This window comes from Streptomyces sp. NPDC057136 (assembly GCF_042670885.1).
Lineage (GTDB): Bacteria > Actinomycetota > Actinomycetes > Streptomycetales > Streptomycetaceae > Streptomyces.
Genome location: NZ_JBHUUV010000003.1, coordinates 43,085 through 59,681 on the forward strand (window position 1 = coordinate 43,085; position 16,597 = coordinate 59,681).

Here is a 16,597-nt window from a genome sequence, read left to right on the forward strand (position 1 = left end):
GCCCCGGGTTCGGCACGTTCGCAGGAGCCGCGTCACGGGACGCTCGCAGGCTCGGCGTCACGGACGCGCGAAGGGGCGGTACGCCCGGAAATCCGGGTGCACCGCCCCTTCGCGTACCTCAGTACGCCGACGGGTCAGCCTTCGACGCCGAGCTTCTCCAGGATCAGCTCGCGCACGCGCGCCGCGTCCGCCTGGCCGCGCGTGGCCTTCATGACCGCGCCGACGAGCGCGCCCGCCGCCGCGACCTTGCCGCCGCGGATCTTGTCCGCGATGGCCGCGTTGGCTGCGATGGCCTCGTCCACGGCCGTGCCCAGCGCGCCCTCGTCCGACACGACCTTCAGGCCGCGCTTCTCGACGACTGCGTCCGGGTCGCCCTCGCCCGCGAGGACACCCTCGAGGACCTGGCGTGCCAGCTTGTCGTTGAGGTCACCCCTGGCGACGAGCTCGGCGACCCTGGCGACCTGCGCGGGAGTGACACCCAGCTCGTCGAGGGCGCGGCCGGTCTCGTTGGCGTTACGGGCGAGCTCGCCCATCCACCACTTGCGGGCCTGGTCCGCCGGAGCGCCCACCTCGGTCGTGGCGACGATCAGGTCGACCGCGCCTGCGTTGAGGATGGACTGCATGTCGTGCTCGGAGACGCCCCACTGTTCCTTGAGCCGCGCGCGGCGCAGCCGCGGCAGCTCGGGGAGGCCCTTGCGGAGCTCCTCGACCCATTCACGGGCCGGGGCGACGGGCACCAGGTCCGGCTCCGGGAAGTAGCGGTAGTCCTCGGCGTTGTCCTTGATGCGGCCGGCCGTGGTGGAGCCGTCCTCCTCGTGGAAGTGCCGGGTCTCCTGCACGATCGTTCCGCCGGAGTTCAGCACCGCGGCGTGGCGCTGGATCTCGAAGCGGGCGGCACGCTCGACGGAACGCAGGGAGTTCACGTTCTTCGTCTCGGAGCGCGTACCGAACGCCTCCCGGCCGTGGGGCCGCAGCGACAGGTTCACGTCGCAGCGCATCTGCCCCATTTCCATGCGGGCTTCCGAGACACCGAGCGCCTTGATGAGCTCGCGGAGCTCGGCGACGTACGCCTTGGCGACCTCGGGAGCGCGTGCGCCGGCACCCTCGATCGGCTTGGTGACGATCTCGATGAGCGGGATGCCCGCGCGGTTGTAGTCGAGCAGGGAGTGGGACGCGCCGTGGATACGGCCGGTGGCACCGCCGACGTGCGTCGACTTGCCGGTGTCCTCCTCCATGTGGGCGCGCTCGATCTGCACACGGAAGATCTCGCCGTCCTCCAGCTGGACGTCCAGATAGCCGTTGAAGGCGATCGGCTCGTCGTACTGGGAGGTCTGGAAGTTCTTCGGCATGTCCGGATAGAAGTAGTTCTTCCGGGCGAAGCGGCACCACTCGGCGATCTCGCAGTTCAGCGCGAGGCCGATCTTGATCGCGGACTCGACGCCGATCTCGTTGACGACCGGCAACGCGCCGGGCAGCCCGAGACAGACCGGGCAGGTCTGCGAGTTGGCGTCCTGCTTGAGCTCCGTGGAGCAGCCGCAGAACATCTTGGTCTTGGTGCCGAGCTCGACATGGACTTCGAGGCCCATGACGGGGTCGTACGTCGCGAGGGCGTCCTCGTACGACTCCAGGTCAATGACAGTCACGGTGAAACTTTCCCTCTCAGCCCAGCAGGACGTCGTCGTCGCCGAGACGCTTCAGTTCGCGATAGAGGATCGCGAGGCCGGTGACGATGGCCGCGGCGGACACCGCGGCGTCGATCAGCCGCAGCACGTCGTTGTCGTTGCGCGCGAGCTTCGCCTGCTTGGCGACGCTGATCGCACCGAACGCAGTGCTGCCGAGCGATACGTACAGCCCGGTCTTCGACTTCTTGAAGTTCTTGGCCTTCTTTGCCATGGCACTCACAGCGACGGAGCCTCCTCAAGCAGCGGGTGTCCCCACTGTTCCACGAAGGCGGCCTCGACGGCGGCTCCGACCTTGTACAGCCGGTCGTCCTTCATGGCGGGGGCGATGATCTGCAGTCCGACCGGCAGGCCGTCCTCCGGGGCCAGGCCGCAGGGCAGCGACATGGCGGAGTTGCCGGCGAGGTTGGTCGGAATGGTGCACAGGTCCGCGAGGTACATCGCCATCGGGTCGTCGGCGCGCTCGCCGATCGGGAAGGCGGTGGTGGGCGTCGTCGGCGAGACGATGACGTCCACCTGCTCGAACGCCTTCTCGAAGTCCTGCGTGATGAGGGTGCGGACCTTCTGCGCCGAGCCGTAGTACGCGTCGTAGTAGCCGGAGCTGAGCGCGTACGTACCGAGGATGATGCGGCGCTTGACCTCGTCGCCGAAGCCGGCCTCGCGGGTGAGCGCGGTGACGTCCTCGGCGGACTTCGTGCCGTCGTCGCCGACCCGCAGGCCGTAGCGCATGGCGTCGAAGCGGGCCAGGTTCGAGGAGCACTCGGACGGCGCGATCAGGTAGTACGCCGACAGGGCCAGGTCGAAGGACGGGCAGTCAAGCTCGACGATCGTGGCACCGAGCCGCTTCAGCAGCTCGACCGACTCGTTGAAGCGCTGGACGACACCGGCCTGGTAGCCCTCGCCCGCGAACTGCTTGACGACGCCGACCCGCATGCCCTCCACGGAGCCGTTGCGCGCGGCCTCGACGACCGGCGGGACCGGGGCGTCGATGGACGTCGAGTCCATCGGGTCGTGTCCGGCGATGACCTCGTGGAGCAGGGCCGCGTCCAGGACCGTACGGGCGCAGGGGCCGCCCTGGTCGAGGGAGCTGGAGAACGCCACCATGCCGTACCGGGAGACGCCGCCGTAAGTGGGCTTGACGCCGACGGTGCCGGTGACGGACGCGGGCTGGCGGATGGAACCGCCGGTGTCCGTACCGATGGCGAGCGGGGCCTCGTACGAGGCGAGCGCGGCCGAGGAGCCGCCGCCCGAGCCGCCCGGAATCCGGGTGAGGTCCCACGGGTTGCCGGTCGGTCCGTAGGCGCTGTTCTCGGTGGAGGACCCCATGGCGAACTCGTCCATGTTGGTCTTGCCGAGGATGACGACGTCGGCGGCCCTGAGCTTCTGCGTCAGCGTCGCGTCGTACGGCGGAATCCAGCCCTCGAGGATCTTCGATCCGACGGTGGTCGGCATGTCCTTCGTGGTGAAGATGTCCTTCAGCGCGAGCGGGACGCCGGCCAGCGGGCCGAGCTTCTCGCCCGCGGCCCTCTTCGCATCGACGGCGCGGGCCTGCGCGAGCGCCCCCTCGCGGTCGACGTGCAGGAACGCGTGGACCTTCTCGTCGATCGCGTCGATCCGGGCCAGGTGGGCCTCGGTGACCTCGACGGCCGTGAGCTCACCGGAAGCGATCTTCGCGGCGATCTCGGCGGCGGTCAGCTTGATGATGGTGCTGATGTCCGTCATGACTTTTAGTCCTCCCCCAGGATCTGCGGCACCTTGAAACGCTGCTGCTCCTGGGCCGGGGCGCCGGAGAGCGCCTGCGCGGGGGTGAGCGACGGACGGACCTCGTCCGCGCGCATGACGTTGGTCAGCGGCAGCGGGTGGGAGGTCGGCGGTACGTCTTGGTCGGCGACCTCGGAGACGCGGGCGACCGCGCCGATGATGTCGTCGAGCTGACCGGCGAAGTGATCGAGCTCTTCGCCCTTCAGCTCCAGACGCGCCAGCCGGGCGAGGTGGGCGACCTCCTCGCGCGTGATGCCAGGCATGCAGCGATCCTCAGGGTTTGGTGTGTGGTTTTGGCCCAATCCTATGGGGTCACCCGCATCCACTACCGCCACCCGTGGAACACCCCGGTCGGCCTTCGGCGGAGCATGCCGGTCCGCACCCATTCGAGCCCGTCCGGAGATTGAGGACAAAACGGCCACCGAGTGTGCCCGGTCCACCCCCGCAGGACCCGCCCCGCCCACCGCTCAGGCTGTCGCCGGGCCCGACACCGCGCGCCCCGTGGGGCGGTGCTCCAGCTCGGGAACCCCGGTCGCGGCGCCGGCCGCACCGGCCGCCGCCGCGGCCCTGGCCGCGGCCTCCAGCTCCGCCGGACGCCGCCAGCCGTGCTCGCCGCGCGCCCGCAGCCAGGCCGTCGTCTCCTGCGGCGGCATCGCGGCCGCCACCAGCCAGCCCTGCACGGCGTCGCAGTGCAGATCCCGCAACCGCTCCCAGGTCTCGTCGTCCTCGACGCCCTCCGCCACGACCAGCAGGCCGAGCGAATGGGCCAGGTCGATGGTGCAGCGGACGATCTCCGCGTCCTCGTTGTCGATGGCCAGCCGGGCGACGAACGAGCGGTCGATCTTGAGCTCGCTGACCGGCAGCTTCCGGAGATGGACCAGCGAGGAGTAGCCGGTGCCGAAGTCGTCCAGGGACATCTTCACGCCGTGCGCGGTCAGCCCGGCGAGGGTGTCGGCGGCGCGCTGCGGGTCCTCCAGGAGGACATGTTCCGTTATCTCCAGCTGAAGGGCGCCGGCCGGGACGCCGTGCCGGGCGAGCCGGGCGGCGACGCTCCCCGCGAAGCCGGGGGTGTGGACGTCGCGCGGGGAGACGTTGACCGCGACCGGGACGAACAGCCCCTGGGCCCGCCAGCGGGCGACCTGGGCCAGCGCCGTCTCCAGGACGTACTCGGTGAGGTGCGGCATCAGGCCGGAGGACTCGGCGATCGCGATGAACTCGTCCGGGGGGACCCGCCCTCGCTCCGGGTGCACCCAGCGGACCAGGGCCTCCAGACCGGCGACCTGGCCGTCGAAGCGCACCTTGGGCTGGTAGTGCAGCTCCACCTCGCCCGCGTCCAGGGCGCGGCGCAGGTCGCCGAGCAGGCCGAGCCGGTCCGGGGTGTTGCTGTCCCGCTTCGACTCGTACACCTCGACGCCCGTACGGTCCCGCTTGGCCTGGTACATCGCCACGTCCGCGCGTCTGAGCAGCCCTTCGGCGTCCAGCGCGTGATCGGGGTAGACGGCGACCCCGGCGCTCGCCTCGAGCACCAGCGTGAGGCCGTCGAGGTCGAGCGGCGACGACAGCTCCGCGACCAGGTGACGGGCGATCCGCTGGGCACTCGTCGTGGAGTCCGCGGCCGGCAGCAGTACGGCGAACTCGTCGCCGCCCAGTCGCGCGACCTCCGCACCCCGGGGCAGGGCGAGCCGTAGCCGGTCCGCTATCTGCAGGAGCAGCCGGTCCCCGGCCAGATGGCCGAGGGTGTCGTTGACGGCACGGAACCGGTCGAGGTCGATCAGGACGAGTGCGGACCTGGCGCCGATGCTCTCGGCCTCCTCCAGTGCCGTCCAGGTCCTTTCGAGGAGCCACTGGCGGTTGGGCAGTCCGGTCAGCGGGTCCCGCAGCTGCTCCTCGGCCCGTGCGCGGGCGATCCAGAGCGTGGAGTCCAGGGCGATCAGCGGAACCGCGAAGAGCGGCAGCAGTACGGGCATGGCCACCGCGACGACGCAGATCAGCGGGGCGATCCCGAGCACGGCGACCGCCACGAGCCCCTGGCGGAGCAGTGCCGTACGGGCGATCGTCGGCAGCCCGCCGCCCTGCGGAGCCCTGGCATACCACAGCAGGACGCGGGTGACGAGGAGATAGGTGGAGGCGGCGAGCAGGACTTCCGGCAGGGCGTCGATGCCCCAGTCGAGTGGCCGCCAGGGCCTTTCGACGGTCGGCACCTCGCCTAAGGCGGCGAGGACGAGCGCGGCGGCGCCGATGCCCAGTATGTCGACGGCGCCGTGGATCATCCCCTGCCACCAGCGGTGGCGGCGGGCCGTCCCGACGAGCACCACGACGACCAGGCTGACCAGGCCCGCGGGCACCCAGCCGTAGACGAGCAGCACGGCCAGGGTGAGGGCGGCCCCGGAACCGGTGCCGCCCCACCAGCGGTCGCGTCCGAGCGCGACCAGATGGCCGACGATGATTCCGGTGAGCAGGGCGAGCGACCAGCCCGCCGTGCCGTTCGGGAAGAGTGCGTGATCGTCGTGCACCGTCCGGTAGAACCCGGTCGCGAGCTGAAGGGTCGCGACCGCCACAACGACGGCTCCCACCCGGGGCGTGAGGCCGACGAAACCTTGTAGCCGCGACACCGGTGCGGCGCTCTCGGTCGGTTTCATTCCGTCCCTCTCACAGCCGGCAGTGCAGATGTCACACCATGGCCGCCGCTGTCATGCCGCTACGACCCATTTCCCACCACGCAGCCGTGCTCGGCAGGTGCACGTTCAACAGTAGGCCGCCGAAGGCCTCCACGGGCAGCGCTCTACAGCTCTTGCCCGAATGCGAACCGGCGACCCGTCAGCCTCCGCTATGCGCCGAACGGGTGACATCGGCCGACAGGCAGGACCACTCGCGCCCTCTTGTCCGCTTTCTTCCCCTCTCCCCCCGGGGCCACTCCCTGACGGCATGTCGATGACATATCGATCGGCCCCCGAATCCGACCGGATATCCGTTCCGGCTAGGGCCTTTCGTGTGGATCAGGCCGGATCAGGGAGCGGGTTCCGGTGCGTGCAGCTGCAAGGCGGAGGATTGAGGCAACGCGAAGGGGGTCCCCCCTGGCCCTTAAGGCCTCGGGGGAGTTGGTGACTGACGACAACGCCGGAGGGGGCCCCTCCCTGCTCAATGGGGTCTCCCCTGCTCGAACGAAGTTGAGAGCTTGGGGAAGAAGCCGAGAGCTCGGCGGAGCGCGTGCCGGACCCCGCGAGCCCGGCATGATCCAAACGAGAGGCCCTAGCCCTCGGCCGGAACGGCTGCCTCGCGCGCCGCGTCGGGGCCCTGTTCGAGCAGGACGGCGAAGCCGTCCTCGTCGAGCACGGGCACCTTCAGCTGCATCGCCTTGTCGTACTTCGAGCCCGGGTTGTCGCCCACCACCACGAAGGAGGTCTTCTTCGAAACGGACCCGGTGACCTTCGCCCCGCGGGTCTGGAGCGCCTCTTTCGCGCCGTCCCTGGTGTGGGAGGCCAGCGTGCCGGTGACGACGAAGGTGAGCCCCTCCAGCGGGCGGGGCCCCTGGTCCTCGCCCGCACCCTCGTCCTCCATCCGGACCCCGGACTCCCGCCACTTGCGCAGGATCTCGCGGTGCCAGTCCTGCGCGAACCACTCCTTGACCGAGGCGGCGATGATGGGACCGACCCCGTCGGCAGCGGCCAGCTCCTCCTCGGACGCCTCGTCGATCCGGTCGATGGAACGGAACTGACGGGCCAGCTCCTCGGCGGCGACCGGTCCCACGTGCCGGATCGAGAGCCCGGTGAGAATGCGGGCCAGCGGCGCCGCCTTGGCCGCGGCGATCCCCTCCAGCATCGCCAGGGCGTTCTTCTTCGGCTCGCCCTGCTGGTTGGCGAAGACCGTCGCGATCTTCTCCTCGCCGGTCTTCGGGTCACGCTTGGGCAGTCCGCTGTCCTGGTCCAGGACATAGGCCCGGATCGGCAACAGCTGCTCGACCGTCAGGCCGAAGAGGTCGCCCTCGTCCAGCAGGGGCGGTTCGGCCGGCTCCAGCGGCTTGGTCAGGGCGGCTGCCGCCACATAGCCGAAGTGGTCGATGTCCAGGCACTTGCGGCCCGCGAGATAGGCGACGCGCTCACGCAACTGGGCTGGGCAGGAACGGGCGTTGGGGCAGCGGAGGTCGATGTCGGCCTCCTTCATGGGGCGCAGCGCGGTCCCGCACTCGGGGCACTCGGACGGCATCACGAACGGCCGCTCGCTGCCGTCACGCAGATCGACCACCGGTCCCAGAATCTCCGGGATGACGTCGCCCGCCTTGCGCAGCACCACCGTGTCGCCGATGAGGACGCCCTTCGCCTTCACCACGTTCTGGTTGTGCAGGGTGGCGAACTCGACCTCGGAGCCCGCCACTTCGACGGGCTCGACCTGGGCGTACGGGGTGACTCTGCCGGTACGTCCGACGCCGACCCGGATGTTCACCAGCTTGGTGTTGACCTCCTCCGGCGCGTACTTCCAGGCGATCGCCCAGCGCGGAGCGCGCGAGGTGGAGCCCAGCCTGCCCTGGAGCGGGATCTCGTCGAGCTTGACGACGACGCCGTCGATCTCGTGCTCCACGGAGTGCCGGTGCTCGCCGAAGTAGGCGATGAACTCCCGTACGCCGTCGATGGAGTCCACGACCCTGTTGTACTTCGCGGTGGGCAGGCCCCACTCGCGCAGCAGCTCGTAGGCCTGCGAGAGACGGTCGATGTCGAAGCCCTCGCGGGCTCCGATGCCGTGCACCACCATGTGCAGCGGGCGGGTGGCGGTGACCTTGGGTTCCTTCTGGCGGAGGGAACCCGCCGCGGCATTGCGGGGATTGGCGAAGGGCTTGTCGCCGGCCTCCACCAGCCGGGCGTTGAGCCCCTCGAAGGCCTCCATCGGGAAGAACACCTCGCCGCGGATCTCGACCAGCTCGGGAATCCGCTCGCCCTTCAGCCGGTGCGGGATCTCGGCGATCGTACGGACGTTGGGCGTGATGTCCTCGCCGGTGCGGCCGTCGCCCCGGGTCGCCGCGCGGGTCAGCCTGCCGTGCTCGTAGGTGAGGTTCACGGCGAGGCCGTCCACCTTGAGCTCGCACAGGAAGTGGTAGCCGCTGCTGCCTACGTCCTTGGCGACGCGCTCGGCCCAGGCCGCCAGCTCCAGGTCGTCGAAGGCGTTGTCCAGGGAGAGCATGCGTTCGCGGTGCTCGACGGAGGTGAACTCCGTCCGGTACGGCCCGGCGACCTTCTGGGTCGGCGAATCCGGCGTACGCAGCTGCGGATACTGCTCCTCGAGTGCTTCCAGCTCGCGCATCTGCCGGTCGAACTCGGCGTCGCTGACGACCGGCTGGTCCTTCACGTAGTACCGGAAGCGGTGCTCCTCGACCTGCTCGGCAAGGAGTGCGTGCCGCTCCTGTGCCTGCGCCGGCACCGCGATCTGCTGCGCCTGCTGTTCGCCGGCCATCGTCCTGTCCTCCCGTTGACCCGTGCCCCGTTACTCAGGGTTGTCTGCGAGCGATCTCGCGGCCCGGGCGCAGTGGGCGAGCGCGGCACGCGCGTACGCGGGCGAAGCCCCCGCGAGCCCGCACGACGGGGTGACCACGACGGACTCGGTAAGAGTCCCCGGATTCAGCCCCAGCCTGCTCCACAGCGTCCTGACACCCATGACGCTACCGCCAGGGTCTGACAATCCGTCCGAGGCCGCGTCGGTGCCGGGCACCACTCCGAGGAACAGCTGGGTGCCGCCCTCGACGGCTTCCCCGATCGTCTCCTCCTCACGCTCGGTGAGCAGCGAGAAGTCGAACGAAACGGCGTCGGCACCGGCCCGGCGCAGCAGGGCGAAGGGCACCTCGGGCGCGCACGAGTGGACCACGGTCGGCCCGTCGCCGTTCACGGCCAGCACGTCGCGCAAACCCGCCTCGACGACCTGCCGGTCCACGGCCCGGTAGGTGCGGTAGCCGCTCGCCGACCTGACCCGCCCGAGCAGCACGGCGGTCAGGGAGGGCTCGTCGAGCTGGAGCACTACCTCGGCGCCGGGCACTCTGCGCCGTACCTCGGCGAGGTGTCCGCGCAGTCCCTCGGCCAGCGAACCCGCCAGGTCGCGGCAGGCGCCCGGGTCCCCGAGCATGGCCTCGCCGCCCCGCAGTTCCAGTCCGGCGGCCAGCGTCCAGGGGCCCACGGCCTGGACCTTGATCAGCCCCTCGTAACCCTGGGTGAACTCCTCCAGCGCGTCGAGGTCCTCGCCGAGCCAGGACCGGGCCCGGCGGGTGTCGCGGCCCGGCCGGTCACTGATCCGCCAGCCGCTGGGCTCGACATGGCCGAACATCTCGACGAGCATCCCGATGGTCCGCCCGGTCATGTCCGCGCCCGGCCCGCGGGCGGGCAGCTCCGCCAGATACGGCATGCCCTGGCCGTCGGCGAAGGACCCGGCGACGGTCTTCGCCGCCTCCCGGGCGTCTCCGCCCGGCATGGACCCGATTCCGGTGGCCGGACACCCGCTGAACTTGCTCTTCTCGCTCACGCCGGAAGCCTACGGCCCGGCGGGCACGGGCCGGCAGGTGTCCGCGTGAGCCGCCCCGTCAGCGGCCCGGGCGGACCGTCAGGTCGTTGACCTCGGCGTCGCGCGGCAGGTCGAGCGCCATCAGGATCGTGGTGGCCATCGACTGCGGGTCGATCCAGCGGGAGGCGTCGTACTCCTTGCCCTCCTGCTGGTGGACCTTGGCCTGCATGGGGCTGGCCGTGCGCCCCGGATAGACGGAGGTCACCCGTACCCCGTTCTCGTGCTCCTCGTGGCGCAGCGAGTCGGCGAGGGCCTTCAGACCGTGCTTGCTCGCGGCGTACGCACCCCACTCGGCGTGCGCGTTGAGCCCGGCGCCCGAGTTCACGAAGAGGACGTGGCCGTGGGCGACGCGGAGCTGCGGCAGCAGGAGGCGGGTGATCTCGGCGGGGGCGACCAGGTTGGCGTTGAGCTGGAAGTGCCACGCCTTGGGGGTGAGGTCGCCGATCCGGCCGAGCTCGACGACGCCCGCGATGTGCAGGAGCGAGTCGAGCCGGTCCGGCATGGTCTGCTGCCCGAACGCCCAGGAGAGCCTGTCGGGGTTGCCGAGGTCTCCGACGAGCGTGTGTGCCCCGGGGTGGAGGGCGGCCAGCTCCTTGGCGCGGCCCGCGTCGCGGGCCAGCAGCCAGAGTTCGTCACCGCGCTCGTGGAGACGGCGGGCGACGGCTGCCCCGATGCCGGAACCGGCACCGGTGATGAGATGAGTAGGCATGCCCCCATGCTCCCATCACCGCACTCCGGCGGACTCCTCCAGGTAGGCGAGCGCGCCCACGCCGTCCTCCGCGAAGAAGACCAGGTCGGTGAGGGGCATCGGCAGGAAGCCCTCGTTCTCCATGCGCCGGAACTGCTCCTTCAGACCGTCGTAGAAGCCGGCCGTGTTCAGCAGGACCACGGGCTTGGTGTGCTTGCCGTGCTTCTTGAGCTCCAGGATCTCCGTGGCCTCGTCGAGGGTCCCGGTCCCGCCGACCATGATCACGACGGCGTCGGACTTCTCCAGGAGCAGCGCCTTGCGCTCGGCCAGATCGCGCGCGATCACCATCTCGTCGGCGTTCGTGCGCGCCTTGGCGGCCAGGAAGTCCACCGAGACGCCGACGAGCCGCCCGCCGGACTCCTGCACTCCGTCGGCGACGACCTTCATCAGTCCGCTCTCGGAGCCTCCCCAGACCAGGGTGTGTCCTCCCTTGCCGAGCAGTTCGGCGAATTCCCGGGCGGGCCGGGTGTAGCGGGCGTCGAGATCGGCGGCGGAGAGGAAGACACAGATGTTCATGCGCTCACGGTACGAGCCGCCGCTGACACTCCACAGGGGTGGGGTGCGAGCAGGGGAAGAATCCGGCCGGTTTTGCCGCTGATACCTGCATGACTTCCCTGCGAGGACACCGCATCACCGTCGAGCCCGGCTCCGAGCATGTGCGGGCGGTGCGCGACGGACAGGTGCTTGCCGAGAGCCGGCGCCCGCTCGTGCTGCGCGAGACGGGCTGCCCGGTCCGCTACTACCTGCCGCCGGAGGACGTCCGTACGGATCTGCTGACGCCTTCGGACTCCCGTACGCACTGTCCGTTCAAGGGAGATGCCTCCTACTGGTCGCGCCCCGGCGCCGCGGACCTGGTGTGGACCTACCCGGAGCCCAGGGCCGAAGTCGCCGCGATCAAGGACCACTTCTGCTTCTACGACACCGAGGTCGTCACCGAATGATCGTCAGCACCCCATTCGACCATGGGAATTGAAGTTCCTCAAAAACCACTGGCCGCAGCGATGAGTTTCCCGGGGCGCCGCAGTCCACCCTCACATGGACAAGACTCTCTCGCGCGACGGCACCACGATCGCGTACCGCCGCCAGGGCGGGGGGCCGCCGCTGATCCTGGTCGGCGGAGCGCTGAGCACCGCGGCGACCGAGGCTCCGCTGGCGGCCCTGCTGGCGCCGCACTTCACGGTCGTCACGTACGACCGCCGGGGACGCGGCTCCAGCGGTGACGGCGGGCCGTACGCGATGGGGCGCGAGATCGAGGACCTGGCGGCGGTGATCGGCGAAGCGGGCGGCGCCGCCTCGGTCTTCGGCATGCTCTCCGGCGGGGCGCTGGCCCTGGAGGCCCAGGCCGCGGGTCTGCCCGTCGATCTGCTCGCGGTGTACGAGCCGCCGTACACGCCGGGACCCGGCGGCCTGCTGTACAAGGCCCGATGCACGACGCGGTTGCACCGCCTCCTGTCGGCGGGCGACCGGGGCGGGGCCGTGCAACTGTTCCTGTCCATGACGGGAGTCCAGGACGAGACGATCGGCCGGATGCGGCACGCACCGCTGTGGCACGGCCTGGAGTCGGTGGCGCACACCCTCGCGTACGACGACGCCCTGCTCGGCAACGGCACCGTCCCTGCGGAACGGCTCGCGTCCGTCACGGCCCGCACCCTGGTGATCTGCGGCGGTTTCAGTCCCGCCCGGGTCCGTGCTACGACCCAAGCCCTCGCGGACGCGGTACCGCGTGGCCGCCATCGCACGCTGACAGGCCAGACACGCGATCTGGCACCCCAGGTGATCGCCCCGGTCCTCGCGGACTTCTTCGCGAAGGACATGTCCCTGCGCCAGGCCTCGTAGCCCGGTGGGCGATCAGCTCGCCGGGGCGGTCTCCCGGCGCACCGTCGTCGCGATGGTGGCCGAACCGACCACCCGGGTCCCGTCGTACAGCACGACCGCCTGGCCGGGGGCCACGCCCCGTACCGGCTCGGTGAAGGAGACGTGCAGCGTGCCGTCGATCAGCTCGGCGCCGGCCTCGGTCTCGCCGCCGTGGGCGCGGAGCTGTGCGGTGTACGTTCCGGGGCCCTCAGGGGGCGTGCCGCACCAGCGGGGCCTGATGGCGGTGAGCGCGGTGACGTCGAGGGCCTCGACCGGGCCCACCGTCACGGTGTTGTTCACCGGGGAGATGTCCAGGACGTAGCGCGGCTTGCCGTCGGCGGCGGGGTGTCCGATGCGCAGGCCCTTGCGCTGGCCGATGGTGAAGCCGAAGGCGCCGTCGTGCGTCCCGAGCTTGGCGCCCGCCTCGTCGAGGATGTCGCCCTCCGCCTTGCCGCCAAGGCGGTCGGCGAGGAAGCCCTGTGTGTCACCGTCGGCGATGAAGCAGATGTCGTGGCTGTCGGGCTTCTTCGCGACGGCCAGACCGCGGCGCTCGGCCTCCGCGCGGATCTCGTCCTTGGTGGTGAGGGTGTCACCGAGCGGGAACATCGCGTGGGCGAGCTGCTTCTCGTCCAGGACGCCCAGCACATAGCTCTGGTCCTTGGCCATGTCCGATGCGCGGTGCAGCTCGCGGCTGCCGTCCTCGTTCAGCACGACCGTGGCGTAGTGGCCGGTGCAGACGGCGTCGAAGCCCAGGGCCAGGGCCTTGTCGAGGAGCGCGGCGAACTTGATCTTCTCGTTGCAGCGCAGGCACGGGTTGGGGGTGCGGCCCGCCTCGTACTCGGCGACGAAGTCCTCCACGACGTCCTCGCGGAAGCGTTCCGCCAGGTCCCAGACGTAGAAGGGGATGCCGATGACGTCCGCCGCGCGGCGGGCGTCACGGGAGTCCTCGATGGTGCAACAGCCTCGCGCCCCGGTACGGAAGGACTGCGGGTTCGCGGAGAGGGCGAGGTGCACACCGGTCACGTCGTGCCCCGCCTCGGCGGCGCGGGCCGCGGCGACGGCGGAGTCGACACCGCCGGACATGGCGGCGAGGACACGGAGGGGGCGCTGGGAAGTCTGAGTCATAGCCTCACCAGGGTACGGGGCGCCGGGAACCGAATGCTCACGGATAAGCGTTGTCGATCACATGGGGACCAAAGGGACCGCCGGAGCGCAGGGCACGAAGCCCGCGCACGGCATCGGCCGGCGCGCTGTACTGATCGGCGGCGCGGTGACGGCCGTGGGGACGGCCGCACTGGCACGGGACGAGCTGAAGCGCGTCTGGTGGCGGGTGCCGGGCGTACGGAAGCCCCGTAAGCCGGGTGAGCTGGATTTCGCGGGTGCCCAGTGGGTGGCGGCCTCGGATGCGAACTGGCGGATGGCGGACCGCCCCGACGACTACGGAATAGACCGGGTGATCATCCACGTCACCCAGGGCAGCTTCCGCAGTGCGGTCAAGGTCTTCCAGGACCCGGGGCACGGTGCGGCGGCGCACTACGTGGTGGGCCAGGACGGCCGGGTGGCGCAGATGATCCGCGAGCTGGATGTGGCGTTCCACGCGGGGAACCGCTCGTACAACGAGCGCAGCATCGGCATCGAGCACGAGGGCTTCGTGGACCGCCCGCGCGACCTCACACCGGAGATGTACGCCTCGTCGGCACGCCTGACGGCCGCGATATGCGAGCGGTACGGGATCCCCGTGGACCGCGAGCACATCATCGGGCACGTGGAGGTCCCGGGCACGGACCATACGGACCCCGGACCGCACTGGGACTGGGACCGTTATCTGAAGCTGGTCCGGGCGGTGGAATCGAGCCCTTCACCGAGCCCTTCGACGAGACGGTCCAGGGCCTGGCCGGCGGATCAGGGTCGGATAGGACGCGGCGTCGTCTGGCGCGGTGCATCGCAAGGCGCCGAAGCGTCTTAATAGCGGAGCTATTCAGGCGTTTTGGCAACGCCGCGAGGGATGGGGCCTCCCCTGCTCGAGCGAAGCCGAGAGCTCGGGGAAGTGCCAGACGCCGTGGCCCCGGCCATGATCCGCCGGCCAGGCCCTAGCTGAGGCCCGCCGTCCTGGCGCGTTCCACCGCCGGGCCGATCGCGCGGGCCACGTCCTCCACGTCCTGCTTGGTCGAGGTGTGGCCGAGCGAGAAGCGCAGGGTGCCGCGGGCCAGGTCCGGATCGGTGCCGGTGGCCAGGAGTACGTGGCTGGGCTGGGCGATCCCGGCCGTGCAGGCGGAGCCGGTGGAGCATTCGATGCCCTGGGCGTCCAGGAGCAGGAGCAGCGAGTCGCCCTCGCAGCCCGGGAAGGTGAAGTGGGCGTTGGCCGGGAGCCGGCCGCCCGGGGCGGGGTCGCCGCCGAGGACGGCGTCCGGCACGGCCGACAGCACGGCTGCGGCCAGCTCGTCGCGGAGCGAGCCGATCCGGTGGGCGAAGTCGTCGCGCCCCTCGGCGGCGAGCCGTCCGGCGACGGCGAAGGACGCGACGGCGGGCACGTCGAGGGTGCCGGAGCGCACATGGCGCTCCTGCCCGCCGCCATGCAGGACGGGTACGGGGGTGTATTCGCGGCCCAGAAGCAGCGCCCCGATGCCGAACGGGCCGCCGATCTTGTGGGCGCTGACGGTCATCGCCGCCAGTCCGGAGCGGGCGAAGTCGACCTCCAGCTGACCGAACGCCTGCACCGCGTCGGCATGCATGGGTACGTCGAACTCACGGGCCACGGCGGCCAGTTCACGTACCGGCATGACGGTGCCGATCTCGTTGTTGGCCCACATCACGGTGATCATCGCGACGTCGTCGGGGTCGCGGAGGATGGCCTCGCGCAGCGCTTCGGGGTGGACGCGTCCGTAGGCGTCGACGGGGAGGTAGTCGACGGTGGCTCCCTCGTGTTCGGCGAGCCAGTCGACGGCGTCCAGTACGGCGTGGTGTTCGACGGGGCTGGCGAGGACCCGGGTACGGCGGGGGTCGGCGTCGCGGCGGGCCCAGTAGAGGCCCTTCACCGCGAGGTTGTCGGCCTCGGTGCCGCCGGAGGTGAGGACCACCTCGCTGGGGCGTGCGCCGAGGGCGTCGGCGAGGGCTTCTCTCGACTCCTCGACGGTGCGGCGGGCCCGGCGCCCCGCGGCGTGCAGGGAGGACGCGTTGCCGGTGACGGCGAGCTGGGTGGTCATCGCAGCGATCGCTTCCGGAAGCATCGGCGTGGTCGCGGCGTGGTCGAGGTAAGCCATGGTGGGCTCGATTCTACGAGCCTGCGGCGGGGCGCATGCCGGGCGCATCACTGCGGGCCGTCCGCGCACGCTCCGGCGGCGTGCGAACTGCCCCCGTTCCGGAGCCCGATCCGGTACGCGGAGCGCTCGTGAAACGCGGCCCTGTTCAGCCCCCGAGGCTCCAGGAGACGGTGCCGTTCGCGGTGACGAGGACGGCCAGGACGACGAGGTCCGCGATGCCGAGGGCGAGACCGAGCAGGGCGCGGCCGCGGCGGGCGGTGGAGCGTGCGAGAGCGATGAGGGCCATGGTGATGGCAACGGGCCCCAGCACGATGTTCATCACCAGCAGGCCGGTCAGCCCGAGCACGAACGAGGCGACGGCCAGCCCGTCGGCCTCCCGGATGCGGGGCCTGCGGGTGTCGCGCGGGACGGGTGCGGCGGGCGGGACGGGTGCGGCGGGTCGGACGTCGGTCCGGCTCCCGGCGCGGCGGGCGAATGCGGTGAGTGTCATGGAACAAGCTCCTTCGCGATGAGCGGTGAGCGGGTGAGCGGGTGAGCGGTGAAGGGTCAGCGGGCCCGGCGGGCGAGGCCTTCACGTACGGCGAAAACCGCCAGCCAGCCGCCGATCACGGCAGCGGCGGCCAGAGCCACGGACAGCGGAAGGTGGGCGACGGCTCCGAGGACGACCCCCAGGAGCAGCAGTGCGGCGACGAGGACAAACATGGTGCGGCCTCTCCGTGAGCGCTTGAGAGTACGAGTGTTCACTGACTTCTCAGCCT

Annotated in this window: 16 protein-coding genes; 3 read left to right on the top strand and 13 right to left on the bottom strand. The window is 70.8% G+C overall.

Features of this window, described 5'->3' with window-relative positions; all coding sequences use genetic code 11:
* Positions 1-134 precede the first annotated feature (134 nt).
* The 9 genes from gatB to ACFT7S_RS04695 all read right to left on the bottom strand — a co-directional run bounded on the left by gatB (position 135) and on the right by ACFT7S_RS04695 (position 11,241).
* On the bottom strand, positions 135-1,643 hold the full coding sequence (gene gatB / locus ACFT7S_RS04655; protein ID WP_382726899.1) for an Asp-tRNA(Asn)/Glu-tRNA(Gln) amidotransferase subunit GatB: 1,509 nt from the start codon (positions 1,641-1,643) through the stop codon (positions 135-137).
* Between the two features lie 16 nt (positions 1,644-1,659).
* On the bottom strand, positions 1,660-1,893 hold the full coding sequence (locus ACFT7S_RS04660) for a hypothetical protein (RefSeq protein ID WP_073727053.1): 234 nt from the start codon (positions 1,891-1,893) through the stop codon (positions 1,660-1,662).
* A 5-nt stretch (positions 1,894-1,898) separates the two neighbouring features.
* Positions 1,899-3,401: an Asp-tRNA(Asn)/Glu-tRNA(Gln) amidotransferase subunit GatA gene (gene gatA, locus ACFT7S_RS04665; protein WP_382726901.1), complete on the bottom strand. Its 1,503-nt coding sequence runs from the start codon at positions 3,399-3,401 to the stop codon at positions 1,899-1,901.
* Between the two features lie 5 nt (positions 3,402-3,406).
* On the bottom strand, positions 3,407-3,703 hold the full coding sequence (gene gatC, locus ACFT7S_RS04670) for an Asp-tRNA(Asn)/Glu-tRNA(Gln) amidotransferase subunit GatC (protein ID WP_003966094.1): 297 nt from the start codon (positions 3,701-3,703) through the stop codon (positions 3,407-3,409).
* Between the two features lie 204 nt (positions 3,704-3,907).
* The gene (locus ACFT7S_RS04675) at positions 3,908-6,079 is read right to left on the bottom strand and encodes a putative bifunctional diguanylate cyclase/phosphodiesterase (RefSeq protein ID WP_382726904.1); all 2,172 of its coding nucleotides are present in this window, start codon (positions 6,077-6,079) and stop codon (positions 3,908-3,910) included.
* A gap of 610 nt (positions 6,080-6,689) precedes the next feature.
* A complete protein-coding gene (gene ligA / locus ACFT7S_RS04680) occupies positions 6,690-8,882 on the bottom strand; it encodes an NAD-dependent DNA ligase LigA (protein ID WP_382726906.1) in 2,193 nt (730 codons plus the stop codon).
* Positions 8,883-8,912: 30 nt separating this feature from the next.
* Entirely contained in the window at positions 8,913-9,938 is a 1,026-nt protein-coding gene (locus ACFT7S_RS04685; protein WP_382726909.1) for a methionine synthase, read from the bottom strand.
* A 58-nt stretch (positions 9,939-9,996) separates the two neighbouring features.
* Positions 9,997-10,686, bottom strand: a complete 690-nt coding sequence (locus tag ACFT7S_RS04690; RefSeq protein ID WP_382726912.1) for an SDR family oxidoreductase — start codon at positions 10,684-10,686, stop codon at positions 9,997-9,999.
* A gap of 15 nt (positions 10,687-10,701) precedes the next feature.
* Entirely contained in the window at positions 10,702-11,241 is a 540-nt protein-coding gene (locus ACFT7S_RS04695; protein ID WP_382726915.1) for a TIGR00730 family Rossman fold protein, read from the bottom strand.
* Between the two features lie 89 nt (positions 11,242-11,330).
* On the opposite strand from ACFT7S_RS04695, the gene ACFT7S_RS04700 reads away from it, so the two are divergent.
* Positions 11,331-11,666 carry a DUF427 domain-containing protein gene (locus ACFT7S_RS04700; protein ID WP_382726918.1) on the top strand — a complete coding sequence of 112 codons (336 nt, stop codon included), beginning with the start codon at positions 11,331-11,333 and terminating at the stop codon, positions 11,664-11,666.
* Between the two features lie 94 nt (positions 11,667-11,760).
* Positions 11,761-12,561 carry an alpha/beta fold hydrolase gene (locus ACFT7S_RS04705; RefSeq protein ID WP_382726921.1) on the top strand — a complete coding sequence of 267 codons (801 nt, stop codon included), beginning with the start codon at positions 11,761-11,763 and terminating at the stop codon, positions 12,559-12,561.
* A gap of 12 nt (positions 12,562-12,573) precedes the next feature.
* Here the strand turns inward: ACFT7S_RS04705 and mnmA are convergent, their stop codons facing one another.
* On the bottom strand, positions 12,574-13,704 hold the full coding sequence (mnmA, locus tag ACFT7S_RS04710; protein ID WP_382726924.1) for a tRNA 2-thiouridine(34) synthase MnmA: 1,131 nt from the start codon (positions 13,702-13,704) through the stop codon (positions 12,574-12,576).
* 61 nt (positions 13,705-13,765) lie between these two features.
* Here mnmA and ACFT7S_RS04715 point away from each other — a divergent pair, with 61 nt between their 5' ends.
* Positions 13,766-14,545, top strand: a complete 780-nt coding sequence (locus tag ACFT7S_RS04715) for an N-acetylmuramoyl-L-alanine amidase (RefSeq protein ID WP_382726927.1) — start codon at positions 13,766-13,768, stop codon at positions 14,543-14,545.
* A gap of 124 nt (positions 14,546-14,669) precedes the next feature.
* Here the strand turns inward: ACFT7S_RS04715 and ACFT7S_RS04720 are convergent, their stop codons facing one another.
* From ACFT7S_RS04720 to ACFT7S_RS04730, 3 genes are all read right to left on the bottom strand, one after another.
* On the bottom strand, positions 14,670-15,839 hold the full coding sequence (locus ACFT7S_RS04720; protein ID WP_382726930.1) for a cysteine desulfurase family protein: 1,170 nt from the start codon (positions 15,837-15,839) through the stop codon (positions 14,670-14,672).
* A 145-nt stretch (positions 15,840-15,984) separates the two neighbouring features.
* Positions 15,985-16,329, bottom strand: coding sequence for a DUF4190 domain-containing protein (locus tag ACFT7S_RS04725; protein ID WP_382726933.1), 345 nt, complete (start codon positions 16,327-16,329; stop codon positions 15,985-15,987).
* 56 nt (positions 16,330-16,385) lie between these two features.
* The gene (locus ACFT7S_RS04730; protein ID WP_382726936.1) at positions 16,386-16,541 is read right to left on the bottom strand and encodes a hypothetical protein; all 156 of its coding nucleotides are present in this window, start codon (positions 16,539-16,541) and stop codon (positions 16,386-16,388) included.
* Positions 16,542-16,597: the final 56 nt, after the last annotated feature.

What these genes read in the sequence shown, in the direction of transcription:
- ACFT7S_RS04660 (WP_073727053.1), bottom strand. Translation starts at nt 1,893, where the DNA reads ATGGCAAAGAAGGCCAAGAACTTCAAGAAGTCGAAGACCGGGCTGTAC.
- gatA (WP_382726901.1), bottom strand. Translation starts at nt 3,401, where the DNA reads ATGACGGACATCAGCACCATCATCAAGCTGACCGCCGCCGAGATCGCC.
- gatC (WP_003966094.1), bottom strand. Translation starts at nt 3,703, where the DNA reads ATGCCTGGCATCACGCGCGAGGAGGTCGCCCACCTCGCCCGGCTGGCG.
- ACFT7S_RS04675 (WP_382726904.1), bottom strand. Translation starts at nt 6,079, where the DNA reads ATGAAACCGACCGAGAGCGCCGCACCGGTGTCGCGGCTACAAGGTTTC.
- ligA (WP_382726906.1), bottom strand. Translation starts at nt 8,882, where the DNA reads ATGGCCGGCGAACAGCAGGCGCAGCAGATCGCGGTGCCGGCGCAGGCA.
- ACFT7S_RS04690 (WP_382726912.1), bottom strand. Translation starts at nt 10,686, where the DNA reads ATGCCTACTCATCTCATCACCGGTGCCGGTTCCGGCATCGGGGCAGCC.
- ACFT7S_RS04695 (WP_382726915.1), bottom strand. Translation starts at nt 11,241, where the DNA reads ATGAACATCTGTGTCTTCCTCTCCGCCGCCGATCTCGACGCCCGCTAC.
- ACFT7S_RS04700 (WP_382726918.1), top strand. Translation starts at nt 11,331, where the DNA reads ATGACTTCCCTGCGAGGACACCGCATCACCGTCGAGCCCGGCTCCGAG.
- ACFT7S_RS04705 (WP_382726921.1), top strand. Translation starts at nt 11,761, where the DNA reads ATGGACAAGACTCTCTCGCGCGACGGCACCACGATCGCGTACCGCCGC.
- mnmA (WP_382726924.1), bottom strand. Translation starts at nt 13,704, where the DNA reads ATGACTCAGACTTCCCAGCGCCCCCTCCGTGTCCTCGCCGCCATGTCC.
- ACFT7S_RS04715 (WP_382726927.1), top strand. Translation starts at nt 13,766, where the DNA reads ATGGGGACCAAAGGGACCGCCGGAGCGCAGGGCACGAAGCCCGCGCAC.
- ACFT7S_RS04720 (WP_382726930.1), bottom strand. Translation starts at nt 15,839, where the DNA reads ATGGCTTACCTCGACCACGCCGCGACCACGCCGATGCTTCCGGAAGCG.
- ACFT7S_RS04725 (WP_382726933.1), bottom strand. Translation starts at nt 16,329, where the DNA reads ATGACACTCACCGCATTCGCCCGCCGCGCCGGGAGCCGGACCGACGTC.
- ACFT7S_RS04730 (WP_382726936.1), bottom strand. Translation starts at nt 16,541, where the DNA reads ATGTTTGTCCTCGTCGCCGCACTGCTGCTCCTGGGGGTCGTCCTCGGA.